Origin of the sequence: Massilia aerilata, from assembly GCF_042656905.1 — a bacterium.
Classification (GTDB): domain Bacteria; phylum Pseudomonadota; class Gammaproteobacteria; order Burkholderiales; family Burkholderiaceae_D; genus Telluria; species Telluria aerilata.
Genome location: NZ_JBHSMZ010000006.1, coordinates 281,827 through 304,214, shown reverse-complemented (window position 1 = coordinate 304,214; position 22,388 = coordinate 281,827). Strand labels below are relative to the sequence as shown.

At 65.5% G+C, this 22,388-nt stretch carries 22 protein-coding genes and 1 tRNA gene; 15 read left to right on the top strand and 8 right to left on the bottom strand.

What is annotated here, in order from left to right; all coding sequences use genetic code 11:
- Window position 1: 1 nt before the first annotated feature.
- From ACFPO9_RS10510 to ACFPO9_RS10500, 3 genes are all read right to left on the bottom strand, one after another.
- Complete coding sequence (locus ACFPO9_RS10510) at window positions 2–973, bottom strand: HDOD domain-containing protein (protein WP_379770317.1); 972 nt, start codon at window positions 971–973, stop codon at window positions 2–4.
- A 75-nt stretch (window positions 974–1,048) separates the two neighbouring features.
- Entirely contained in the window at window positions 1,049–2,350 is a 1,302-nt protein-coding gene (locus ACFPO9_RS10505) for a dicarboxylate/amino acid:cation symporter (RefSeq protein ID WP_379770315.1), read from the bottom strand.
- Window positions 2,351–2,476: 126 nt separating this feature from the next.
- Window positions 2,477–3,784 (bottom strand): metal-dependent hydrolase family protein, encoded by a 1,308-nt coding sequence (locus ACFPO9_RS10500; protein WP_379770312.1) that lies wholly within the window; start codon window positions 3,782–3,784, stop codon window positions 2,477–2,479.
- Between the two features lie 106 nt (window positions 3,785–3,890).
- On the opposite strand from ACFPO9_RS10500, the gene ACFPO9_RS10495 reads away from it, so the two are divergent.
- Window positions 3,891–4,454 (top strand): hypothetical protein, encoded by a 564-nt coding sequence (locus ACFPO9_RS10495; RefSeq protein WP_379770309.1) that lies wholly within the window; start codon window positions 3,891–3,893, stop codon window positions 4,452–4,454.
- Here ACFPO9_RS10495 and ACFPO9_RS10490 read toward each other — a convergent pair.
- Both ACFPO9_RS10490 and ACFPO9_RS10485 read right to left on the bottom strand, forming a co-directional pair.
- On the bottom strand, window positions 4,451–4,831 hold the full coding sequence (locus ACFPO9_RS10490; RefSeq protein ID WP_379770307.1) for a hypothetical protein: 381 nt from the start codon (window positions 4,829–4,831) through the stop codon (window positions 4,451–4,453). The genes ACFPO9_RS10495 and ACFPO9_RS10490 overlap by 4 nt on opposite strands.
- 3 nt (window positions 4,832–4,834) lie before the next feature.
- A complete protein-coding gene (locus ACFPO9_RS10485) occupies window positions 4,835–5,629 on the bottom strand; it encodes a 3-hydroxybutyrate dehydrogenase (protein ID WP_379771014.1) in 795 nt (264 codons plus the stop codon).
- 147 nt (window positions 5,630–5,776) lie between these two features.
- Here ACFPO9_RS10485 and ACFPO9_RS10480 point away from each other — a divergent pair, with 147 nt between their 5' ends.
- The 6 genes from ACFPO9_RS10480 to ACFPO9_RS10455 are packed head-to-tail and all read left to right on the top strand — an operon-like array spanning window position 5,777 to window position 11,696.
- On the top strand, window positions 5,777–6,655 hold the full coding sequence (locus ACFPO9_RS10480) for an alpha/beta fold hydrolase (RefSeq protein WP_379770305.1): 879 nt from the start codon (window positions 5,777–5,779) through the stop codon (window positions 6,653–6,655).
- 43 nt (window positions 6,656–6,698) lie between these two features.
- A complete protein-coding gene (locus ACFPO9_RS10475; RefSeq protein WP_379770303.1) occupies window positions 6,699–7,049 on the top strand; it encodes a RidA family protein in 351 nt (116 codons plus the stop codon).
- Window positions 7,050–7,054: 5 nt separating this feature from the next.
- On the top strand, window positions 7,055–9,301 hold the full coding sequence (locus ACFPO9_RS10470) for a RelA/SpoT family protein (RefSeq protein WP_379770301.1): 2,247 nt from the start codon (window positions 7,055–7,057) through the stop codon (window positions 9,299–9,301).
- A gap of 13 nt (window positions 9,302–9,314) precedes the next feature.
- Window positions 9,315–10,118: an MlaE family ABC transporter permease gene (locus ACFPO9_RS10465; protein WP_379770299.1), complete on the top strand. Its 804-nt coding sequence runs from the start codon at window positions 9,315–9,317 to the stop codon at window positions 10,116–10,118.
- A 13-nt stretch (window positions 10,119–10,131) separates the two neighbouring features.
- Window positions 10,132–11,073, top strand: coding sequence for an MlaD family protein (locus ACFPO9_RS10460; protein ID WP_379770297.1), 942 nt, complete (start codon window positions 10,132–10,134; stop codon window positions 11,071–11,073).
- Window positions 11,070–11,696, top strand: coding sequence for a hypothetical protein (locus tag ACFPO9_RS10455; RefSeq protein WP_379770294.1), 627 nt, complete (start codon window positions 11,070–11,072; stop codon window positions 11,694–11,696). Before ACFPO9_RS10460 ends, ACFPO9_RS10455 begins: the two co-directional genes overlap by 4 nt.
- A 10-nt stretch (window positions 11,697–11,706) precedes the next feature.
- Here the strand turns inward: ACFPO9_RS10455 and ACFPO9_RS10450 are convergent, their stop codons facing one another.
- The 3 genes from ACFPO9_RS10450 to ACFPO9_RS10440 form a co-directional block, all read right to left on the bottom strand.
- Window positions 11,707–12,306 (bottom strand): hypothetical protein, encoded by a 600-nt coding sequence (locus ACFPO9_RS10450; protein WP_379770292.1) that lies wholly within the window; start codon window positions 12,304–12,306, stop codon window positions 11,707–11,709.
- An 11-nt stretch (window positions 12,307–12,317) separates the two neighbouring features.
- Window positions 12,318–13,298, bottom strand: coding sequence for an NAD(P)/FAD-dependent oxidoreductase (locus tag ACFPO9_RS10445; RefSeq protein ID WP_379770290.1), 981 nt, complete (start codon window positions 13,296–13,298; stop codon window positions 12,318–12,320).
- Between the two features lie 78 nt (window positions 13,299–13,376).
- Window positions 13,377–14,294, bottom strand: a complete 918-nt coding sequence (locus ACFPO9_RS10440; RefSeq protein WP_379770287.1) for a cation diffusion facilitator family transporter — start codon at window positions 14,292–14,294, stop codon at window positions 13,377–13,379.
- Between the two features lie 149 nt (window positions 14,295–14,443).
- Between ACFPO9_RS10440 and ACFPO9_RS10435 the strand changes: the two genes are divergently transcribed.
- The 8 genes from ACFPO9_RS10435 to ACFPO9_RS10400 all read left to right on the top strand — a co-directional run bounded on the left by ACFPO9_RS10435 (window position 14,444) and on the right by ACFPO9_RS10400 (window position 22,380).
- Window positions 14,444–14,520, top strand: a tRNA-Val gene (locus tag ACFPO9_RS10435).
- Window positions 14,521–14,747: 227 nt separating this feature from the next.
- The gene (thrS, locus tag ACFPO9_RS10430) at window positions 14,748–16,658 is read left to right on the top strand and encodes a threonine--tRNA ligase (protein WP_379771011.1); all 1,911 of its coding nucleotides are present in this window, start codon (window positions 14,748–14,750) and stop codon (window positions 16,656–16,658) included.
- A gap of 22 nt (window positions 16,659–16,680) precedes the next feature.
- Window positions 16,681–17,232, top strand: coding sequence for a translation initiation factor IF-3 (infC, locus tag ACFPO9_RS10425; protein WP_379771008.1), 552 nt, complete (start codon window positions 16,681–16,683; stop codon window positions 17,230–17,232).
- Between the two features lie 330 nt (window positions 17,233–17,562).
- Entirely contained in the window at window positions 17,563–17,763 is a 201-nt protein-coding gene (rpmI, locus tag ACFPO9_RS10420; RefSeq protein ID WP_036228503.1) for a 50S ribosomal protein L35, read from the top strand.
- 23 nt (window positions 17,764–17,786) lie between these two features.
- Window positions 17,787–18,146 carry a 50S ribosomal protein L20 gene (rplT, locus tag ACFPO9_RS10415; protein WP_047826396.1) on the top strand — a complete coding sequence of 120 codons (360 nt, stop codon included), beginning with the start codon at window positions 17,787–17,789 and terminating at the stop codon, window positions 18,144–18,146.
- Between the two features lie 140 nt (window positions 18,147–18,286).
- Window positions 18,287–19,306 (top strand): phenylalanine--tRNA ligase subunit alpha, encoded by a 1,020-nt coding sequence (gene pheS, locus ACFPO9_RS10410; protein ID WP_379770284.1) that lies wholly within the window; start codon window positions 18,287–18,289, stop codon window positions 19,304–19,306.
- Between the two features lie 158 nt (window positions 19,307–19,464).
- The gene (gene pheT / locus ACFPO9_RS10405; protein ID WP_379770282.1) at window positions 19,465–21,891 is read left to right on the top strand and encodes a phenylalanine--tRNA ligase subunit beta; all 2,427 of its coding nucleotides are present in this window, start codon (window positions 19,465–19,467) and stop codon (window positions 21,889–21,891) included.
- A 120-nt stretch (window positions 21,892–22,011) separates the two neighbouring features.
- The gene (locus tag ACFPO9_RS10400; RefSeq protein ID WP_379771005.1) at window positions 22,012–22,380 is read left to right on the top strand and encodes an integration host factor subunit alpha; all 369 of its coding nucleotides are present in this window, start codon (window positions 22,012–22,014) and stop codon (window positions 22,378–22,380) included.
- The last annotated feature ends 8 nt before the right edge of the window (window positions 22,381–22,388 follow it).

Sequence of the window (22,388 nt, the reverse complement as noted above, 5' to 3'; positions counted from 1 at the left end):
CTCAGCCTTCCAGCTTGGCCAGCTTGCCCAGGCAGCGCCGCTGGACGTTGTCCAGGCCCTCGGTCACCAGGCTGTCGTCCTCGGCCAGCAGCCCGGCGTCGATCAGCAGGCGCAGCTTGGCGATGCGGTCGCCCAGGGCCAGGGCTTCGGCCAGGCGGTTCGCACCCGGTTCGCCGGCCTGGGCGATGGCCTGGGCGACTTCTTGCGGGAAGTTCCAGTGCACCGCGATGGCGGCGGACAGCTGGCGGCTGCCGGCCAGCAGGCGGGCGCCGAAGCCGCTTGCGCCGGGGATGCGGCCATCGTCGCAGACGCGGTCGGCCAGGCGGAAGGCCACCACCAGGCCGACGTTCTGCATCAGGCCGGCCAGGTAGGCCTCGAACACGCCGGTGCTCAGGCCCGGCGCCATCAGGCTGGCGGCGAGGGCGCAGCTGACCGACTGGTTCCAGACCTGGGGCGCGGCCTCGCGCGCGAAGCCGCCGGCCTGCATATTGATGAGGGGGCGGAAGGCGACCCGCGCCAGCAGCATGCGCAAGCCGTTCTGGCCGAGCATCATGATGGCGGCCTCGACGTTCTTGACGGGGGCGATCGGGCGGTAATAGGCGCTGTTGGCTTCGCGGATGACTTCCGCCACCAGCACCACGTCCTGCGCCACCTGGCGCGCCAGTTCGGCGATGGAGGCGTCCCCGTCGTTCAGGCTGGCCAGCAGTTCGGGAATCGCTTCGGGCACGCGCGGCACCAGGCCGGCGGCTTCGCCCGGCTGCAGGCCCAGGATCCGGACTTCGTCGAGGATGCGGGTCTCGACCTCGGCCGGGGCGGTGTAAGCGCGCGCCGCCGTCAGCCAGCGGTAATAGGTGGACTCGATCTCGGCGGCGAGGCCGGCGGCCTGCTCGTCGGCTGTGGCGGCCTGGGGGCCGGCCGGCGTGGCGGGGGTATTGTCTGCATTGCCACGCAAGCGGTTGATCCAATTCTTCATAAGGTGGATTCTAACCGCAAAAAAAGACGCCGGGCGAACCCGGCGTCTGCATGAGGATGCTTGATCCGAAAGGAATCAGGCGGTCTCGTGCATTGCCTGGGTGCGCAGCGAACCGTCGTCGGTGGTCGGGTTCATCAGTTCCGCGGTCAGGCGCTCCTTGTCCAGCTCGCCTTCCCACTTCGACACGACGATGGTGGCGACGCCGTTGCCGATGATGTTGGTCAGGGCGCGGCACTCGCTCATGAACTTGTCGATGCCCAGGATCAGGGTCATGCCCGCCACCGGGATGGTCGGCACCACGGCCAGGGTCGCCGCCAGGGTGATGAAGCCGGCGCCGGTGATGCCGGACGCGCCCTTCGAGGTCAGCATGGCCACCAGCAGGATGGTCAGCTCCTGGGTCAGGGTCAGGTCGGTGTTGGTGGCCTGGGCCACGAACAGGGCGGCCATGGTCATGTAGATGTTGGTGCCGTCCAGGTTGAACGAGTAGCCGGTCGGAACCACCAGGCCCACCACCGATTTCGGGCAGCCCAGTTTTTCGAGCTTGCGCATGATGGCCGGCAGCGCGCTTTCCGACGAGCTGGTGCCCAGCACGATCAGCAGCTCTTCCTTGATGTAGGCGAGGTAGCGGAAGATCGAGAAGCCGGTTTTCCAGGCGATCAGGCCCAGCACGCCGATCACGAAGACCGCGCAGGTCAGGTAGAAGGACCCGACCAGCGAAGCCAGCGGGATCAGCGATTTCACGCCGAACTTGCCGATAGTAAAGGCCATCGCACCGAAAGCGCCGATCGGGGCCGCCTTCATGATGATGTTCACCACGCCGAAGATCATGTGCGACAGGGCTTCGATGCCGCGGGTGATCGGACGGCCGCGCTCGCCCATCATCGACAGCGCGAAGCCGCACAGGATCGCGATCAGCAGCACCTGCAGGATCTCGCCCTTGGCGAACGCATCCACGAAGGTGTTCGGGATGATGTTCATCAGGAAGTCGGTCGTGGTCAGCGCCTTGGTCTTGTCGGTGTACTGGGCGATCGAGTGGGTGTCGATGGTGGCCGGGTTGACGTTGAAGCCGGCGCCCGGCTTGATCAGGTTGGCGACCAGCAGGCCGATCGCCAGCGCGAAGGTCGACACGATCTCGAAGTAGATCAGGGCCTTGCCGCCGACGCGCCCGACCTTCTTCATGTCCTGCATGCCGGCAATACCGGCGACCACGGTACAGAAGATCACCGGGGCGATGATCATCTTGATCAGCTTGACGAAGCCGTCTCCCAGAGGCTTCATCGCGGTGGCCAGGCCCGGATCGAAGATGCCCAGCAGGACGCCGGCGATAATCGCGAACAGGACCTGGATATACAGTACTTTATAGAATGGTTTTTTCATGATCGGGCTTCATGAGTAAATGATAGTGCCGTCATCATTACTGAAAATATCTGGGCGGACTATTGTGGAAAACCGCAACGCCGGCACGCATAACCCATCCTACGCTTCCTGAATGTCAGGGGGCGCTCAGTTCCGCTTGTACACGGCGCCGTTCTTCATCACGAAGCCCACTTTTCGCAGCGCCGCGATGTCGGCGGTCGGGTCGCCGTCCACCGCGACCACGTCGGCCAGGCTGCCCGGCTGCAGCGCGCCCAGGTCCTTCTTGCCGAGGATGCCGGCGGCAACCGTGGTGGCGGCGCGCAAGGCTTCCGTCGGCGTCATGCCCAGGCGCACCATCCACTCCAGCTCGCGCTCGTTGGTGCCGTGGGTGAAGACGCCGACGTCGCTGCCGTTGCCGATGATCACGCCAAGCTTGTGCGCCAGGCGGAAGGCGCGCGCCGCTTCCTGCATGCCCGGGGTCGGCGTAGCGCCGCGCACATGCTTCTGGAAGTATTCGCCGACCGCTTCCGGCGCCGTCAAGGTCGGCACATAGGCCGTGCGGCGCTCGATCATCAGCCTGAACGTGGCTTCGCTGGCGCCGTAGCCATGCTCGATCGTATCGACGCCCGCCAGCACGGCCAGGCGGATCGCGTCGTCGCTGCTGGCGTGGGCCGCCACCTTGCGTCCCGTGACATGGGCGGCCGCCACCATCGCCTTCATCTCTTCCAGCGTGAAAGTGGGGCGGGTGCTGCCGTCGATGCCGGTGCGGTAGTCGGCGTAGAACTTGATCCAGTCGGCGCCGTGCGAGGCCTGCTCGCGCACGGCTTTCGTTACTTCGTCGACGCCGGTGGCCTGCTGGGCGCCATAGGGAATCTCCATGTCCGGGCGGTAGCTGCGCTCGGCCGGGCCATAGCTGGCGGTGGCGACGATCGCGCGGGTGGCGACCAGCAGGCGCGGGCCCGGCACCTGGCCTTCCTCGATGGCGCGCTTGATGCCGACGTCGGCGTAGTCGACGCCTTCGGTGCCGAGGTCGCGCAGGGTGGTGAAACCGGCCTGCAAGGTGTCGGCCGCGTGGCGCACGGCCAGCGCGATGCGGTAGGCCGGGGCTTCCTTGATCACCTGGTCGTCCCAGGTGGTTTCGTTATACGGGTGCAGCAGCACGTGCGAGTGCAGGTCGATCAGGCCGGGGATCAGGGTCTTGCCGGGCAGGGCGATGCGCTCGGCGTCGCTTGGGACCGTCATCTTGTCCGCCGGGCCGACGGCCTGGATGCGGCCCTGGGCCACCAGCACGCTCCAGCCCTGGTGCGCGGCGCCGTCGCCGGTCCAGACCTTGTCGGCTGTGATCAGGACCGGGCGCGGATCGGGCGCTTGCGGCGCGGCCTGGGCCTGCGTGCCGGCAAGGGCGGCGAGGGCCGTAAAGATGGAAAGGGCGAGCTGCCTGGGGCGGATCCGCATGGGTGTCTTCCTCTTGTAATTGTGCATTGGAAAGACCTCATCATAGCGGAGCCCGGGTGAGAATTGGCGAGCTTTCGGGCCGCGCGCAGGCGTATGCTATCGGACCATGAAGACACTGAACCGCATCGTATTCGCACTCTGCGCCGTGGGCGCGCTATCGTCCGTGGCGGCCGCGCAGGAGGCGCAGCAATTGATGGACAAAATGGCGGGCGTCTACAAGCACCGCTTCATGAGCGGGGTGGTCGTGCCCGGCAAAGCGGATGAACCTTATCAGGCGGAAGACGTGATAGAAATCGTGCCTTTCGACGCGGACCACATCTACGTGCGCGCCGACCTCGAATTCTATAACGGCCACCAGTGCCAGATTTCAGGCATGGCGCGCTTCGAGGGCGGAAAGTTCGTCTATCGTGATCCCGAGCCGCCGCTCCAGGGCCACGTCCCCTGCGTGCTCCGGGCCGGCATCGAGAAAGACAAGCTGGTCCTGACCGATCGCGACGGTCCGCAGGGCGAGTCGAGCTGCTGGACCCACTGCGGCGCGCGCGGCAGCCTGACCTACGACATCGGCATGGACAAGCGCCGCGGCATCCGCTACATGGACAGGCTCAAGGCCTCCCGCCAGTACCGGCAGGCGATCGAGGAGATGGGCAAGACCGAAGCGCCGGCGCGCTAGCCCTCCAGGTCCCCCAGCGACTGTTCGACCCCCAGCTGCACGTCGCGCAGGAAGGCGCCGCCCTTGTCGGACAGCGCAATCCCCGGCGCCGCCAGCTCCACCAGGCACACCAGCGCCTGCCGGAACCACGTCATGTCGGTGCCCATCAGCGGCAGCGCATGCGCGTCGATGATGTAATGGACGGCGCGCGTCAGCAGGTTCGGATCGCGGCCGGCGCGCGCGATGCCGGGGGCGAAGTCGACGACTTCGCGGTGGAAGCGGTCGGCCAGGGTCTCGAGGATGTCGTTCGAGACCTGTGCGTGGCCAGCGGCCAGCACGACCCGGGCCAGGTCCAGGCAGGCGTCCTGCAATGCCTGTTCGTCGAGGCGCTGCGTCATGCCTTACTGCGCGGCCCAGCCGCCATCCATGTTCCAGGCCACGCCGCGCACCTGGTCGGCGGCCGGCGAGCAGAAGAACACGGCCAGCGCGCCCAGTTCTTCCGGGGTGACGAATTCGCCGGACGGCTGCTTCTCGCTCAGCAGGGCCTTCTTGGCCTGCTCGTTGCTCATGCCGTCGCGCGCCGCGCGGTCGTCGACCTGCTTCTGCACCAGCGGGGTCAATACCCAGCCCGGACAGATCGCGTTGCAGGTGACGCCGGTATGGGCGTTCTCCAGCGCGGTGACCTTGGTGAAGCCGACCAGCCCGTGCTTGGCCGCGACATAGGCCGACTTGCCGGCGGATCCGACCAGGCCGTGCACCGAGGCCAGGTTGATGATGCGGCCCCAGTTCTTCCGCTGCATGCCGGGCAGGGCCAGGCGGCTGGTGTGGAAGGCCGAAGTCAGGTTGATGGCGAGGATGGCGTCCCACTTCTCGGCCGGGAAGTCCTCGACCTTGGCGACGTGCTGGATGCCGGCGTTGTTGACCAGGATGTCGACGCCGCCGAACTTGTCGGACGCGAAGGCCATCATGGCCTCGATCTGGTCCGGCCTGGACATGTCGGCATTGTGGTAAGCGGTGCGCACGCCGAATTCCTGGCCGATGTCGGTGTACAGCTTCTCGATCTGCTGGGCGTCGCCGAAGCCGTTGAACACGATGTTCGCGCCCTGTTCGGCCAGCGCGCGGGCGATGCCGAGGCCGATGCCCGAGGTCGAGCCGGTTACGAGAGCGGTCTTGCCGCGAAGTATTGCTGACTGCATGGTGGAATTCATTACTACCTCATCGTCAGAAGTTGGGAATTGAAAGCTGTGTCGGTCTGAAGCGGCCGGACTTGGTAGAATTCTAATCGCTCCGCCGGTTAAAATGTTGGCGGCCGTTCAAGACGCGATGATCGAGGAGGAGGTGGCATGGTCGAACCGAGGCTGAAGAGCGTGCAATGCAGTTCGCCGGCCGGCCTGCATCGCATGGCCTACAAGGAGTGGGGCGATCCCGGGAATGCGAACGTGCTGGTGTGCGTGCACGGCGTCACCCGCGTGGCCGACGATTTCGATGCGCTGGCGCGCGCCCTGAGCGACCGCTACCGCGTGGTCTGCCCGGACGTGGTCGGGCGCGGCCGTTCCGAACGCCTGCGCGACCCGCATCTGTACGTGGTGCCGCAATACGTGGCCGACATGGTGACCTTGATCGCGCGCGCGACGGCCAACCGCGACGACGGCACGGTGCACTGGGTCGGCACCTCGATGGGCGGCCTGATCGGCATGATCCTGGCCTCGCTCGAGGGCAGCCCGATCCGCCGCCTGGTGCTGAACGATATCGGCCCGGTGCTGGACGGCGCCGCGCTGGCCCGCATCGGCGAGTACATCGGCCAGGACGTGCGCTTCGCCAGCTTCGAGGAAGGCGCGCGCTTCGTGAAGGAGGTGTCAAGCTCGTTTGGCCCGCACAGCGACGAGGAATGGCACAAGCTGGCCAGCGACGTGCTGGTGCAGGAGCCCGGCGGCGCCTGGGTGCGTCACTACGACCTCGGCCTGGCCAAGCCTTTCGCCGCGATCACGCCCGAGCGCGCCGGGCAGGACCAGGCCGCGCTGTGGGGCGCCTTCGACGCGATCCGCTGTCCGACCCTGCTGATCCGCGGCGAACTGTCCGACCTGCTGTCGCGCGCGACGGCCGAAGAGATGACGAGGCGGGGACCGAAGCCGCAGCTGGCCGAGATCCCCGGCGTCGGCCACGCGCCGACCCTGATGCATGCGCACCAGATCGCGATCGTCAGGGATTTTTTATTAACGTAAACGTCGTTCCCGCGCAGGCGGGAACCCAAGTGAGCAAATAATCATGGAAATCAAACGTCTGCACGTAGGCAAGCGCCTGTCCGAAACCGCCATCCACAACGGCACCGTCTACCTGGCCGGCCAGATCGCCGAGGACACCACCCAGGGCATCGCCGGCCAGACCCGCGAAGTGCTGGGCCACGTCGACCGCCTGCTGGCGGAAGTCGGCAGCGACAAGACCCGCATCCTCAGCTGCCAGATCTATATCTCGAGCATGGAGCACTTCCCGGGCATGAACGAGGTCTGGGACGGCTGGGTCGCCCAGGGCCACACGCCGCCGCGCGCCACCGTCGAAGCGAAGCTGGCGAATCCCGCCTGCCTGGTGGAGATCGTGATCGTGGCCGCGCTCCCTTAAGCCGTATGGTTTCGATTGCCGCACTCGGCGACGCCACCACCCAGCTGGTCCACGGCCTCGGGCCGGAAGACCTGGCGCGGGTGCAGGCGGCGCTGGATTTTGCCCAGGTCTCCTACGGCGAGCGTCATGGTTCCTCGGGCCAGAGCGCCTTCGAGTTTTCGCTCGGGGTGGCGGTCACGCTCGCGCTGCTGCGCTCCGACGCCGAGACCCGCATCGCCGGCCTGCTGTTCGAGTTGTGCCTGGTCGAGCCGCTCATCGCCGAGACGCTCGAAGACCGCTTCGGCAAGGAAGTGGCCGACCTGGTGCATGGCGTGCACCAGCTGATCCGCCTGCGCGACCTGACCGCAAGCCAGGCGCCGGTTGGACGCGGCAAGAACGCCGCCCAGCAGGCGATGGCCCAAGTGGAAACCTTGCGCAAGATGCTGCTGGCGATGGCCAGCGACATGCGCGTGGTGCTGGTGCGCCTGGCCTCCTGCGTCACCACCCTGCGTTATTTCGCCGAGACCAAGCGCTTCGACGAGATGACCCGCAACTACGGCAGCGAGGTGCTGGACCTGTACGCGCCCTTGGCCAACCGTCTCGGGATCTTCCAGCTGAAGTGGGAACTGGAAGATTTGTCGTTCCGGATGATGGAGCCCGAGACCTACAAGCGCATCGCCAAGATGCTCGAAGAGAAGCGCATGCTGCGCGAGAGCTTCGTGCAATCGTCGATCGAGCGCCTGCAGAAGGAGCTTGCCGCGGCCGGCATCAAGGCCGAGGTCAGCGGCCGGCCCAAGCACATCTACAGCATCTGGAAGAAGATGCGCGGCAAGGAGCTCGATTTCACCGCGCTGTACGACGTGCGCGCCTTCCGCGTGATCGTCGCCGATGCCAAGACCTGCTACACGGTGCTGGGCCTGGTCCACAACATCTGGACCCCGATCCCCAAGGAATTCGACGACTATATTTCGCGGCCGAAGCCGAACGGCTACCAGTCGCTGCACACGGTCGTCACCGCCGACGACGGCCGCCCGCTCGAAGTCCAGATCCGCACCCAGGAGATGCACAATTTCGCCGAGTACGGCGTGGCCGCGCACTGGCGCTACAAGGAAGAGGGCGGCTCCAATTTCAAGAGCCAGCAGTACGACGAGAAGATCGCCTGGCTGCGCCAGCTGCTGGCCTGGAAGAGCGAGGTGGCCGATGCCGTGACCGGCGCCGGCGACGAGGAAAAGCAGCGCGAGTGGGTCGAGAAGCTCAAGTCCACGACGCTCGACGACCGCATCTTCGTGCTGACGCCGCAGGCGCGCGTGCTCGAACTGCCGCAGGGCGCGACCCCGATCGACTTCGCCTACCACTTGCACAGCGAGGTCGGACACCGCTGCCGCGGCGCCAGGATCGACGGCGTGATGGTGCCGCTGAACACGGCGCTGAAGAACGGCCAGACCTGCGAGATCATCACCGCCAAGGGCGCGCCCGGCAGCGCCGGTCCGTCGCGCGACTGGCTGAGCCCCGGCTACACGGTCTCGAGCCGGACCCGCACCAAGATCCGCGCCTGGTTCCATGCGCAGGAACTGGCCGAGACCCTGGCGCACGGGCGGGCGCTGGTGGAAAAGTCGCTGCAGCGCGAAGGGAAGACCGCGGTCAACCTGGAGGCCCTGGCGCACAAGCTCGGCTTCGCCAAGGTGGACGACCTGTTCATCGCGGTCGGCAAGGAGAAGTTCAGCCTGCGCCACGTCGAGGCCGCGCTGCACGACCCGAGCGAGGCCGCGCAGCCGGAAGACGCGGCGGTGGTCAACAAGAGCCGCGCCTCCAGCGTGGAGCAGGGCGCCAAGTCGGGCGTGCTGGTGGTGGGCAGCGAAGGCATGCTGACCATGCTGGCCAAGTGCTGCAAGCCGGCGCCGCCGGACCCCATCATCGGCTTCGTCACGCGCGGCAAGGGCGTGTCCATCCACCGCGCCAGCTGCAAGAACTTCGGCGAGATGGCCTCCAAGGCGCCGGAACGCGTGATCGAGACCGACTGGGGCCGCGCCGACAAGGAAACCGTCTATCCGATCGACATCTTCATCCTGGCCTCCGACCGCCAGGGCCTGCTGCGCGACATCTCCGAGGTGCTCACGCGCGAGAAGATCAACGTGATCGGCGTGAACACGCAAAGCGCCAAGGGCCATGCGCGCATGGTGTTCACGGCGGAGATCGGGTCGACCGCGCAGCTGCAGAAGGCCTTGTCGGCGATCGGTGAAGTCTCCGGCGTGCAGGAAGCACGGCGAACATGATGCGGCCGGGTGCATGATCACCTCGCTCATCTACCTGAAGCCGCGCGACTGGGGCGTCCGCATCGTCCGCTATCTGCACAGCTGGTGGGCGATGCTGCACCTGGGCGCGGTGGCGCTGGTGATGGCGATGTCGCCGTCCACCTGGCACCGCGGCAACCGGCTGGCGACCTCGCGCTACATCTACGCCGGCACCTGGGCGGTGCTGCCCTGGTTCACGCTGCTGACGGCGCTCATCAGCCTCGTCATCATCCGCATCGTGCTGGTGACGGCGCAGAGCTACGGCCTGTCGCGCTACGCGCTGGAGATGATGGTGCGGGTGCTGGTGCTGGAGCTGATCCCGCTGTCGGCGGCGATGTTCGCTGCCCTGCGCGCCGGCATGGCCTTCGACGCCAATGCGATGGGCCTGGCGGCCGAAGGCGTGGCGCCCGGCGATGCCGCCGAGGCGGCCCTGCGCCGCGTGCGCCGCGACCTGGTGCCGCAGGTGATCGCGAACGCCTTTTCGGTGCTGAGCCTGGCCATGGTCAGCACCGTGATCGTGCTGGTGCTGGCCTACCTGAACGTGTATGGCCTGTCGCCCTGGGGCCTGAGCGACTACACCCGCACCGTGGGCCGCGTGTTCGACCCCACCGTGACTCTGGGCTTCGTGTTCAAGACCGTGCTGTTCGGGCTGGCCGTGGCCGTGATCCCGAGCGCCGCGATCCTGGACATGCTGCGCCAGCGGCGCCGCTACCGCTCGAACGTGCAGCCGGGCGCGCTGCGCCTGCTGTTCGTGCTGCTGCTGATCGAGGCCAGTTCGCTGGCCGTCAAATATATCTAACGAAGGACTGCGCATGGCGGATACCGTCCCGGACAACCATCCCAACGAGCCAAAGCACGTCGAAGCGAAGGCGGTGATCCTGCTGATCGTGATCGGCGCGCTGATCGCCGGCTTCTTCCTGTACGTGATGTATGCGCGCGGTGTGTTCGAGCCCACCCAGCAGCTGGTGCTGGTGACCGACAATTCCGAAGGCGTAATCCCCGGCATGGACATGACGTTCGCCGGCTTCCCGATCGGGCGCGTGCGCCAGGTCGATCTGGGCAAGGACGCCAAGGTCAACATCCTGGTCGATATCCCGACCGCGGACGCCAAGTGGCTGCGCACCACCAGCGTCTTCACGCTCGAGAGCAGCGTGGTCGGCCAGACCCATTTGCGCGCCTACAGCGGCATTCTGAGCGACCCGCCGCTGCCGGACAAGGCCAGCCGGCCGGTGCTGCGCGGCGACGCCGCCGCCGAGATCCCGCGCCTGCTGGCCACCGCGCGCACGCTGCTGGAAAACCTGCAGAACATGACGCAGGAGGGCTCGGCGATCGCCAACACCCTCGGCAACGTCGAGACCCTGAGCGGCCGCCTGACCGGCAAGTACGGGGTGCTGGGCACGGCCCTGGGCGGCGACCAGGAAGCGAAGAAGCTGCTGCAGACCCTGCAGCGCGTCGACACCATTCTGGCCAAGACCGACAAGCGGGTGTTCGGCAAGAACGGCGTGATGGACGACACCCAGGCCGCGGTGCGGCAGCTGAACGGCGTGCTGCTTGACGCCCGCGGAACGCTGCAGAAGGTCGACGCGGTGCTGGTGGAGGCGCAGGCGGTGGGCGCCAACGCCAAGGTCGCGACCCAGGACCTGGGCCGGCTGCGCGGCGAGGTGGACGCCAGCCTGCGCAAGGTGAACCGGCTGGTCGACGAGATCAACCGCAAATGGCCGTTCAAGCGCGATGAGGAGATCAAGCTGCCATGAAGAAGTCCGCATTCTTGCTCGCGATGATACTGGCCGGCTGCGCCAGCAAGCCCCAGCCGCCCGACTGGCAGCCGAACGCCAGGAGCGCCCTCGACGGCTTCACGGACGCCTGGCTGCACGGCGACAGCGCGGCCGCCGACGCCGAGTTCGCGCGCGCCCGCCGCGAGACCGCCAGCACCGGGCGCTTCGAGAATGTGGCGCAGGTGGAGCTGGTGCGCTGCGCCGCGCGCGTGGCAAGCCTGGTCTACGACTGCCCGGGCTATACGGCGCTGGCGCCCGACGCCACCCCGGCCCAGCAGGCCTACGCGGCTTATCTGGCGGGCCAGTGGCAGGGGTTGAATGCGGCCCTGCTGCCGGAGCAGCACCGCGCGGTGCTCGCCGCCGGCGGCCTGGCCGGCGTCCAGGACCCGCTGGCGCGCCTGGTGGCGGCAGGGGCCTTGATGAAAGCGGGGAAAATTACGCCGGCCGACATCGCGAACGCCGTCGACACGGCCTCGAACCAGGGCTGGCGCAGGCCGCTGCTGGCCTGGCTCGGGGTGCAGGCGCAGCGCGCGCAGGCCGCCGGCGATGCGGCGGCGGCGCAGCAGATCAGGCGCCGCATCGCGCTGGCGTCGGAGAACTGAGGCGCCGGCCTTACCTGATCCGCGCCACCCGTGCGCTGTTGGCGTGGCCCTCGACCTGCAGGAAATAGGCGCCGAGCAGTCCGCGCGTGATCTCCACTTTCGGGTTCTGCATGATGGGCAGCACGGCGTCGGCGTCGTCGGTGACTTTCCAGGCCTGGCCGTTGGCCAGGGTGAAGATCGTGCCCGGCGCCCAGCCGTCGAAGCGGCCGACCACGCTGCTGCGGATCGCGTCCGGCTCCGCGTCTTTCTGCTTCTTGACCACCGGGCGCAGGCCGAAGTTCTGCTCGGGCGCCGCGGCGGGAGCAAGGGCCGCCGCAGGCGCCGAAGCGGGGGCGGCGCCGACCGGCATCGCGTCGTAGCAGGCGAGCCGGCTGGCGGTGTCGGGCAGGGCGCGGCATTTGAGGATGGCGGCGTCGTCGGCGGCGGCGGCGCCGGCGGACAGCGCCGCGCAGGCGAACAGCAGGAAATTCTTCATGGGCTCGTCTCGGTGATCATGCCGGAATGGCAAGTCATTATAGTAGCCGAGCCGCATGAATTCACACCAGGGCACGCCGGACGCGAACAGCGGCGCGAGGCGCGCCAGGATCGACACCAGGATCGATCCGGGCACGGAAGCCTTTCTCAGCTCGCGGTCCAGCCGGCCTGCGCCGGCCGCGGCGGCGCTTGACGCAGCGCGGGCGGCAGCTGGTTGTGGATCCGCACCGCCGCCCGCGCCGCGCCGCCGGTCGCCACCGCGATCTGGTTCAGGCCGACCACCACGTCGCCGATCGCGTACAGGCCGGGCACCGAAGTGGCGTAGTGCTCGTCCACCACCAGCTCCTCGCACTGCGCGGTGCGCGCGCCCAGTTTCGCGGCCAGGCCCGAGCGGGCTTTCTCGCCCAGCATCGGGTAGAACACGTCGGCCGGGTATTCCTCGCCATCCTCGGTGTGCATGACCGGTTTCATGGACGCGTCCAGGGTCACCGACAGCAGCGGCGATTCGACCAGGCGCACGCCGGCGGCGTCGAGGCGGCGCTTGTCCTCGTCGTCGAGCATCGACGGCGAACCGCGCTCGAACAGGGTGACGTCCTCGCTGAAGGTGCGCATGAAAAGGGCGTGGCCGACCGGATTCGTTTCGGCGGTGGCGACGGCGATGCGTTTGTCCATCACGTCGAAGCCGTCGCAGACGGGACACAGGCGCAGCGAGCCGAAGGCGATCGCTTCGCGCCAGCTCTCGATCGGCAGGCCGGCGTCGGCCACGCCGGTGGCCAGGATCACGGTATGGGCGCGCAGCTGCGTGAGCTCGCCTTCCGGCGCATCCTCGGCGGCGTAGTCGGCCACGAACAGGCCGTCCTCGAGGCGCAGGTCGAGGATCTCGCCCGGCATCACGGCGCCGCCATAGCGTTCCAGCTGCACGGTCAGGTTGCCGAGCAGGACGTTGCCCGGCACGCCTTCCGGAAAGCCGGGGTAGTTGTGCGAAACGGGGATCAGGCGCAGGCGGCTGTTGCCCTTGTCGACCAGGGCGACGCTGCGGGTGAAGCGGCGCAGGTACATGGCGGCGGTCAGGCCGCCGGGGCCGCCGCCGACGATGAGGGTGTCGTAAACTTGTTCTTGATTGGGCATGTGCTGATTATCGACATACCCATCCACGATGTCCTATCGGCGCGCGCCCCGACACAGGGTGGGAGGGCGCTGACACGCCTAGCAATGATCGTGAGAGATTTCCGGCTGCAGCGTCACATGGTCGATGGAGTGTTTGTCGAGCAGCATCTGCTTCACGGCGCGCAGCACCTCCGGCCAGGCGTTCAGGTCGGCGATTTCCAGGTGGCCGATCAGCGCCGGTTCGCCCGGCGACATGTCCCACACATGCAGGTCGTGCACCGACAGCACGCCCGGCACGGCGGCCAGGTCGGCGCCGACGCCCAGGTAATCGATCTGCTCCGGTACGCCCTCCATCAGGAAGTGGTAGGACTCGCGCAGCACGCCGATGGTCGATTTCAGGATCAGCATCGACACGAAGATCGACAGGATGGGGTCGATCCGCACCCAGCCCGTGAAGTGGATGATGGCGCCGGCGGCGATCGCGGCCACCGAGCCGAGCAGGTCGCCCAGCACGTTGACCAGGGCGGCGCGGGTGTTGATGCTCTGCTCGCCGCGCGTCAGCACCCAGGCCACCAGGATATTGATGCAGGCGCCGATGGCGGCGACCACGAACACGGTGCCGCCTTGCACGGATTCGGGCTTGAGCAGGCGCTGCGCCGCCTCGTAGACGATCCAGCACACCAGCAGCAGCATCGCCAGGCTGTTGACGAAGGCCGCCAGCGCCTCGGCGCGCACGAAGCCGAAGGAGTGGCGGCTCGACGGCGGGCGGCGCGCGATCAGCTGGGCCATCAGCGCCAGGCCGAGGGCGGCGGCGTCCGTCACCATGTGGCCGGCGTCCGAGATCAGGGCCAGAGAATTCGACATGAAGCCGGTCACCACTTCGATCAGCGCGAACAGCAGGGTCAGCCCCAGCGCGAATCCCATCGCGGCCTGGCTGCGCCCTTCGATGACGTGGCCGTGGCGGGCATCGCCGTCGAGGTGGGCGTGCAGGTGGGCGGAGGAGGCGTGCTTGGACATGTGCGCGATAGTGGATGATGAACAGGCGGCAGTATAGTAGGGTGGGCACGCCCTGCCCACCGTTTCCCATGCATCGTGTCGGGCGCCGCGCGTCCACCCTGCGTGCTGCCTTGCACAATTGCCGACATGCCCCTATAATGCTTGCACACGGGCGGTTAGTTCAGCTGGTTAGAATACTTGGTCGACATCCAAGGGGTCGCAGATTCGAATTCTGCACCGCCCACCAGAATACTTCAGATATAAGAGCGAGAAAGGCACCGACGGTTATGACACCGCGAACTACAACGATGTTGTGGGGGAATCGCTAGACGCGGTATGGTGTGCTTTTGCCTTTAAAAAGCTCGACGACACTACATGAAAACGCGCCTGGTGCGCGTTTTTTTTCGTCCAGATGCTTTACGTTTCAATTTTACTAATCTTAACGGGCGCAACCGGCGCCGATTGGAGATCATGATGCTGAATGTGCGACTTCCGGACGGCTCCAGCCGTCAATTCGAAGGCCCGGTCACCGTGGCCCAGGTGGCGTCGAGTATCGCCCCGAGCCTGGCCAAGGCCGCCCTGGCCGGCAAGGTCGACGGCAAGGTGGTCGACACCTCCTTCCTGATCGAGAATGACGCGGAGCTGGCCATCGTCACCGACAAGGATGCGGACGGCCTGGAGGTGATCCGCCACTCGACCGCCCACCTGCTGGCCCACGCCGTCAAGGAACTGTTCCCGGACGCCCAGGTCACCATCGGCCCGGTCATCGAGAACGGCTTCTATTACGACTTCTCGTACAAGCGCCCGTTCACCCCGGACGACCTGGCCGCGATCGAAAAGAAGATGGCGGAACTGGCCAGGAAGGACGAGCCGGTCAGCCGCAAGGTGCTGCCGCGCGACGAAGCCGTCGCCTATTTCAAGTCGATCGGCGAAGCCTACAAGGCCGAGATCATCGCCTCGATTCCGGCGGGCGAAGACGTCTCGCTGTACGCCCAGGGCGGTTTCACCGACCTGTGCCGCGGCCCGCACGTGCCCTCGACCGGCAAGCTGAAGGTCTTCAAGCTGATGAAGCTGGCGGGCGCCTACTGGCGCGGCGACTCGAAGAACGAGATGCTGCAGCGTGTCTACGGCACCGCCTGGGCCAGGAAGGAAGACCAGGAGCAGTACCTGCACATGCTCGAAGAAGCGGAAAAGCGCGACCACCGCAAGATCGGCAAGCAGCTCGACCTGTTCCACTTCCAGGAGGAGGCCCCGGGCCTGATCTTCTGGCACCCGAAAGGCTGGACCGTGTGGCAGCAGGTCGAGCAGTACATGCGCAAGAAATACCAGGTGAACGGCTACGACGAAGTGAAGGCGCCGCAGATCCTGGACGTGACCCTGTGGCAGAAGACCGGCCACTGGGACAACTATCGCGAGAACATGTTCACCACCGAGTCGGAGAACCGTTCCTACGCGCTCAAGCCGATGAACTGCCCGGGCCATGTGCAGATCTATAACTCGGGCATGAAGAGCTACCGCGACCTGCCGCTGCGCTACGGCGAATTCGGCCAGTGCCACCGTAACGAATCTTCGGGCGCGCTGCACGGCATCATGCGGGTGCGCGGCTTCACCCAGGACGACGGCCACATCTTCTGCACCGAAGAGCAGATCGAAGCCGAAGTGACCGCCTTCCATGCGCAGGCGATGCAGGTGTACGACGATTTTGGCTTCAACAACATCGACGTCAAGCTGGCCCTGCGTCCGGACAGCCGCATCGGCAGCGACGAAGTGTGGGACGAAGCGGAAGACGCGCTGCGTTCGGCGTTGCGCGCCTGCGGCGTGGAGTGGACCGAGCTGCCGGGCGAGGGCGCCTTCTACGGCCCGAAGATCGAGTATCACCTGAAGGATAGCCTCGGCCGTCCGTGGCAGGTTGGCACCATGCAGGTCGACTTCTCGATGCCGGGCCGCCTGGGCGCCGAATACGTGGCCGAAGACAATACCCGCAAGGTGCCGGTCATGCTGCACCGGGCGATCGTCGGCTCGATGGAGCGTTTCATCGGTATCCTGATCGAGAACTATGCCGGCGCGCTGCCGCTGTGGCTGGCGCCGGTGCAGGTTGCCATCCTGAATATTTCCGACGCGCAAGCTTCCTATGTGAAAGAAGTCGAAGCGCGTCTGAAGGCGGCGGGCTTGCGTGTTCACGCTGATTTGCGGAACGAGAAGATTACCTATAAAATCCGGGAGCACTCCGTCCAAAAACTGCCGTACATCTTAGTTGTCGGTGATAAAGAGCGGGATGCCAACACTGTGGCCGTTCGCGCGCGTGGCAATGTCGACCTGGGCGTCATGTCCGTCGATGCGCTGCTGGAACGCCTCCAAGGCGAGGTAGCAACCAAGGCGAAGTAACTCTGCGCCTTGAGACGGCCCGATCAAACACACTTTAAAAGGAAACACCATAGCTACTGACAAGTCGTCACATCGCATCAATGGCGAAATCACCCATCCCGAAATGCGTCTGAGCGGGGTGGAAAACGAGCCGCTGGGCATTGTGAGCCTGGCCGAAGCGTTTCGTCTGGCTGAAGAAGCGAACGTCGATCTGGTGGAAATCGCCCCGAATGCGACTCCGCCGGTCTGCCGCCTGATGGACTACGGCAAGTTCAAGTATTCGGAACAGAAGCGCGCGCACGAAGCGAAGCTGAAGCAGAAGATCATTCAGGTCAAGGAAGTCAAGTTCCGTCCGGGTACGGACGAGGGCGACTACACCATCAAGCTGCGCAATCTGGTGAAGTTCCTCGAGGAAGGCGACAAGACCAAGATCACGCTGCGCTTCCGCGGCCGCGAGATGGCCCACCAGGACATCGGCGCCCGCATGCTCGAGCGCCTGCGCACCGACCTGGAGCCGTATGGCCAGGTCGAGCAGTTCCCGAAAATGGAAGGCCGCCAGATGATCATGGTCGTCGCGCCGAAGAAGAAGAAATAATTCGTCCTTCGCCGTGAGACCAGCCGGGCCAGGCCCGGGCCCCAGGTGCGCCTGCGGCCCGGGCCTGGCCTATTTCGTTTTTGCCGATCGCGAACGCGGGCACGGGGTGCCCGCCCTACGAAATCCCGTTGTAGGGTGGGCACCCCGTGCCCACGATCCGATAATCCTGTGGTATAATCTGCGGTTCCCGTCTCAATTGATGCGGGAATGCAAGACTGTAGTGGACTCGCTTCTGCTGCAGAAACAAGTGAAAGCAGGCATCCAAGAGCAGCGTTGCTGCCACCTGCAATCCTGTTACATATGAGGCTGCCTCTAAGAGGGCAGATGACTATGCCGAAAATGAAAACCAAAAGCTCCGCGAAGAAGCGTTTTCGCGTGCGTCCGGGTGGTACCGTCAAATCGGGTATGGCGTTCAAGCGTCACATCCTGACCAAGAAGACCACCAAGAACAAGCGCCAGCTGCGTGGCACCCGTAACATCAATGCGTCGGACGTCCAGAGCGTCTACCGCATGATGCCGTCGGCCGTCTAATCTCACATCACTAAGGAGCTACTATGCCTCGAGTAAAACGTGGGGTTACTGCACGTGCCCGTCACAAGAAGGTTCTTGAACTTGCCAAAGGCTATCGTGGCCGCCGCAGTAAAGTATTCCGTATTGCCAAGCAAGCAGTCATGCGCGCTGGCCAGTACGCATACCGCGACCGCCGCAACAAGAAGCGCGTTTTCCGCGCACTGTGGATCACCCGTATCAACGCGGCTTCGCGTTCGCACGGCATGACCTACAGCGCCTTCATGAACGGCCTGAAGAAAGCCGCGATTGAACTGGACCGTAAAGTCCTGGCCGACATGGCTGTGAACGACAAGCCGGCATTTGCCGCTATCGTGAACACCGTCAAGACCAAGCTGGCTGCCTAATCAGCAGTTAGCACGCAGAAGTACAGCGTCGCCCGGTTGCAAAGCCGGCGGCGCACAAAGGACGGGGCAAAGGTTGAAGGACCGATGCCCCGTTTTTGATTCTGGCGTTCCCCGCCATTCAAAACAGGAAAAGAACAAGCATGAACTCGTCGCTGGAAGAACTCGTCGTCTCGGCCCAATCTGATTTCGGCGCCGCACAAGACGCTGCCGCGCTGGAAAACGCAAAAGCGAAATACCTGGGCAAGACCGGCCAGGTGACCGAACTGATGAAGGGCCTCGGCAAGCTCGACCCGGACCAGCGCAAGGCGCAGGGCGCCCTGATCAACGCCGCCAAAGAAAAAATCGAACAGGCGCTGACGGCCCGCCGCGAAGATCTTGCGAACGTCCAGCTGATGGCGCGCCTGAATGCGGAAAGCATCGACGTCACCATGCCGGGCCGCGGCCGCTCCCTGGGGGGCATCCACCCGGTCATGCGCAGCTGGGAGCGGGTCGAACAGATCTTCCGCTCGATCGGCTTCGACGTCGCCGACGGCCCGGAAATCGAGACCGACTGGACCAATTTCACGGCACTGAACAGCCCGGAAAACCACCCGGCGCGTTCGATGCAGGACACCTTCTACATCGAGGGCGAGGACAGCACCGGCAAACCGCTGCTGCTGCGCACCCACACCAGCCCGATGCAGGTGCGCTACGCCCGCACCCACACGCCGCCGATCAAGGTGATCGCGCCGGGCCGCACCTACCGCGTCGACAGCGACGCCACCCACTCGCCGATGTTCCACCAGGTCGAAGGCCTGTGGATCGGCGAGGACATCAGCTTCGCCGATCTGAAGGGCGTGTACCTGAACTTCGTGAAGGCCTTCTTCGAGACCGACGACCTGCAGGTGCGCTTCCGTCCTTCCTACTTCCCGTTCACCGAACCTTCGGCCGAGATCGACATCGCCTTCGGCTCCGGGCCCCTGAAGGGCCGCTGGCTGGAAGTCTCGGGCGCCGGCCAGGTGCACCCGATCGTGGTGCGCAACTTCGGCCTCGACCCGGAAAAATACATCGGCTTCGCGTTCGGCTCCGGCCTCGAGCGCCTGACCATGCTACGTTACGGGATCAACGATCTTCGCCTGTTCTACGAAGGCGACCTCCGTTTCCTGAAACAGTTCAACTAAATGGCCTCATAAACCTGCTGCGCGGGCACATTTCCGTCCTGTGATGCTCGCCGTACTCAAGTACGGCTGCGCTTCTCGAACGAAACTGAGCCCTGCTCGCTACGGTTTCTGAGGCCATTTGAGAAGAAAACTCAAGATCAGCCAAAGGGCAAAACAACATGCAATTCTCCGAAAACTGGCTCCGTTCCATGGTCGATCCGAAGATGAATTCGGACGAACTGGCCCACCTGCTCACCATGTCCGGCCTCGAAGTCGAAGAGGTGGAAGCGGTCGCGCCGCCGTTCTCGAACGTCGTGGTCGCCGAAGTCAAGGAAGTCGCCAAGCACCCGAACGCGGACCGCCTGAACGTCTGCCAGGTCGACGTCGGCACGGGCACCCTGTTGAACATCGTCTGCGGCGCGCCGAATGTGCGCGCGGGCATGAAGGCGATTTGCGCCAAGGCCGGCGCCGTGCTGCCGCCTGGCGCCGATGGCAAGCCCTTCGAAATCAAGATCGGCAAGCTGCGCGGCGTCGAGTCGCAGGGCATGATGTGCTCGGCCAGGGAACTGAAAATCTCGGAAGAGAGCAGCGGCCTGATGGAGCTGCCGGAAGATGCGCCGGTCGGCCAGAACATCCGCGACTACCTGGGCCTGAACGACCAGAAGTTCACCATCAAGCTGACCCCGAACAAGGCCGACTGCCTGTCGGTGCTGGGCGTGGCGCGCGAAGTGTCGGCCCTGACCGGTGCGCCGCTGAGCCAGCCGGCCGCGCGCATCGTCGCCGTCAACCTGGACGAGATCCTGCCGGTCAAAGTCTCGGCGCCGGACCTGTGCGGCCGTTTCAGCGGCCGCGTGATCCGCGGCCTGAACGCGCGCGCCGCCACCCCGGAGTGGATGAAGCGCCGCCTGGAACGCAGCGGCCAGCGCTCGGTGTCGGCCCTGGTCGACATCTCCAACTACGTCATGCTGGAAATGGGCCAGCCTTCGCACGTGTTCGATCTGTCCAAAATTCATGGCAGCATCGATGTGCGCTGGGGCCGCAAGGGCGAAACGCTCAAGCTCCTGAACGGCAACACGATCGAAGTGGACGAATGGGTCGGCGTGATCGCCGACGAGAAGCAGCTCGAGTCGCTGGCCGGCATCATGGGCGGCGATTCGACCGCCGTCACGCTGGACACCACCGACATCTACCTGGAAGCCGCCTTCTGGTGGCCGGGCGCCATCCAGGGCCGCGCGCGCCGCTTCAATTTCTCGACCGATGCGTCGCACCGCTACGAGCGCGGCGTCGACTATGCCGGTACCGTGGAGCGCATCGAGCGCATCACCGCGCTGATCGTCGAGATCTGCGGCACGCCGTCGACGAAAGTCGGACCGGTCGACGACCAGGTCGTGAACCTGCCGCAGCGCCAGCCGGTCCTGCTCCGCACCGCGCGCGCGCAAAAGGTGATCGGCGTGGCGATCGACGACGACACCGTCGCCGACATCTTCACCCGCCTCGGCCTGCCGTTCGAGCGCGAGGCCGGCCGCTTCACGGTCACCGCGCCCTCCTACCGTTTCGACATCGAGATCGAGGAAGACCTGATCGAGGAAGTCGCGCGCGTCTACGGCTTCGAGAACATCCCGGCCTTGCCGCCGGTGGCGCCGTCCGCCATGCTGATCGAGCCGGAAAACACACGCTCGCTGTTCGCGGTCCGGCACCAGTTGGCGGATCTGGGCTACCAGGAAGTGGTCAACATGAGCTTCGTGGAAAGCCAGTGGGAAGCTGATTTTGCCGGCAATACCGACCCGATCAAGCTGCAGAATCCGATCGCCAGCCAGATGAGCGTGATGCGCTCGAACCTGATCGGCAGCCTGGTCGCCAACGTGCGCTACAACGTCAACCGCAAGGCCGGCCGCGTGCGCGTGTTCGAAGTGGGCGCGGTGTTCCACCGCAATCCGGCTGCCCAGGACGGCCCGCTGTCCATCGCCGGTTTCGACCAGCCGAAGCGCGTCGCCGCCATGGCCTACGGCCCGGCCGCGGACGAGCAGTGGGGCCAGGCGACCCGCGCCGTCGACTACTTCGACGTCAAGGGCGACCTGGAAGCGCTGTTCGCGCCGCGCACGCTCCGTTTCAGCAAGCTCGAGCATCCGGCGCTGCACCCGGGCCGCTCGGCCGCTGTCGAGCTCGACGGCAAGGTGATCGGCTTCATCGGCGAACTGCATCCGCGCTGGCTGCAGAAGTACGACCTGCTGCAGGCGCCGGTGCTGTTCGAGGTCGATGCGGCCGCGCTGTGCGAACGCGTGCTGCCTTCGTATGTGGAAATCTCGAAGTTCCCGGGCGCCACCCGCGACCTCGCACTGGTGGTGAAACAGGACCTTCCGGCGCAGGCGCTGCTCGACGCCTTCAAGGCCGAACTGGCTGTGAACCCGAACGGAAAGCTCGTGCAAGCCGTTGTTTTATTTGATGAATATCGCGGCAAGGGTTTGGAGCAAGATGAAAAAAGTCTTGCTTTCCGCTTTGGCTTGCAAGATACTCAATCGACGCTGCAGGACGATGCGGTCGAGGCCATCATGGCCGCGCTCGCACAGGCAGCGCAACAACAACACGGCGCCAGAATGCGCGCCTGAAGGGACCTGAAGGGCCGCCGCAAACTGGCGGCTTTCTCGGTGTTCCAACTTCCAAAACAGATGAAGTAGGGGCTTCAAATTAACAACAACGACCTAGATTCTGCCGTTCTCGAAAAAGCGCTGGCCGCTCACCGGGTACGGAAAGAAGCGGAACAGGAGTTGCCGACCCTGACCAAGGCGGAGCTCGCCGAGCTGCTGTTCGAGCAGGTGGGCCTGAACAAGCGCGAAGCCAAGGACATGGTCGAGACCTTCTTCGACGAGATCCGCAACGCGCTCGAACGCGGCGAGGCGGTCAAGCTGTCCGGCTTCGGCAACTTCCAGTTGCGCGACAAGCCGCAGCGGCCCGGCCGCAATCCGAAAACCGGGGAAGAGATTCCGATTACGGCGCGCCGCGTCGTGACCTTCCACGCCAGCCAGAAACTCAAGGGCATGGTCGAGGAGGCCAATCCGGCCAGCGCCGACAATGGTTCGCTGGCGCGCGCAGCCTGAGCAGTGAG

Coding starts and splice junctions, on each gene's coding strand:
- ACFPO9_RS10510 (WP_379770317.1), bottom strand. CDS start 973: ATGAAGAATTGGATCAACCGCTTGCGTGGCAATGCAGACAATACCCCC.
- ACFPO9_RS10505 (WP_379770315.1), bottom strand. CDS start 2,350: ATGAAAAAACCATTCTATAAAGTACTGTATATCCAGGTCCTGTTCGCG.
- ACFPO9_RS10500 (WP_379770312.1), bottom strand. CDS start 3,784: ATGCGGATCCGCCCCAGGCAGCTCGCCCTTTCCATCTTTACGGCCCTC.
- ACFPO9_RS10495 (WP_379770309.1), top strand. CDS start 3,891: ATGAAGACACTGAACCGCATCGTATTCGCACTCTGCGCCGTGGGCGCG.
- ACFPO9_RS10490 (WP_379770307.1), bottom strand. CDS start 4,831: ATGACGCAGCGCCTCGACGAACAGGCATTGCAGGACGCCTGCCTGGAC.
- ACFPO9_RS10485 (WP_379771014.1), bottom strand. CDS start 5,629: ATGCAGTCAGCAATACTTCGCGGCAAGACCGCTCTCGTAACCGGCTCG.
- ACFPO9_RS10480 (WP_379770305.1), top strand. CDS start 5,777: ATGGTCGAACCGAGGCTGAAGAGCGTGCAATGCAGTTCGCCGGCCGGC.
- ACFPO9_RS10475 (WP_379770303.1), top strand. CDS start 6,699: ATGGAAATCAAACGTCTGCACGTAGGCAAGCGCCTGTCCGAAACCGCC.
- ACFPO9_RS10470 (WP_379770301.1), top strand. CDS start 7,055: ATGGTTTCGATTGCCGCACTCGGCGACGCCACCACCCAGCTGGTCCAC.
- ACFPO9_RS10465 (WP_379770299.1), top strand. CDS start 9,315: ATGATCACCTCGCTCATCTACCTGAAGCCGCGCGACTGGGGCGTCCGC.
- ACFPO9_RS10460 (WP_379770297.1), top strand. CDS start 10,132: ATGGCGGATACCGTCCCGGACAACCATCCCAACGAGCCAAAGCACGTC.
- ACFPO9_RS10455 (WP_379770294.1), top strand. CDS start 11,070: ATGAAGAAGTCCGCATTCTTGCTCGCGATGATACTGGCCGGCTGCGCC.
- ACFPO9_RS10445 (WP_379770290.1), bottom strand. CDS start 13,298: ATGCCCAATCAAGAACAAGTTTACGACACCCTCATCGTCGGCGGCGGC.
- ACFPO9_RS10440 (WP_379770287.1), bottom strand. CDS start 14,294: ATGTCCAAGCACGCCTCCTCCGCCCACCTGCACGCCCACCTCGACGGC.
- thrS (WP_379771011.1), top strand. CDS start 14,748: ATGCTGAATGTGCGACTTCCGGACGGCTCCAGCCGTCAATTCGAAGGC.
- rpmI (WP_036228503.1), top strand. CDS start 17,563: ATGCCGAAAATGAAAACCAAAAGCTCCGCGAAGAAGCGTTTTCGCGTG.
- rplT (WP_047826396.1), top strand. CDS start 17,787: ATGCCTCGAGTAAAACGTGGGGTTACTGCACGTGCCCGTCACAAGAAG.
- pheS (WP_379770284.1), top strand. CDS start 18,287: ATGAACTCGTCGCTGGAAGAACTCGTCGTCTCGGCCCAATCTGATTTC.
- pheT (WP_379770282.1), top strand. CDS start 19,465: ATGCAATTCTCCGAAAACTGGCTCCGTTCCATGGTCGATCCGAAGATG.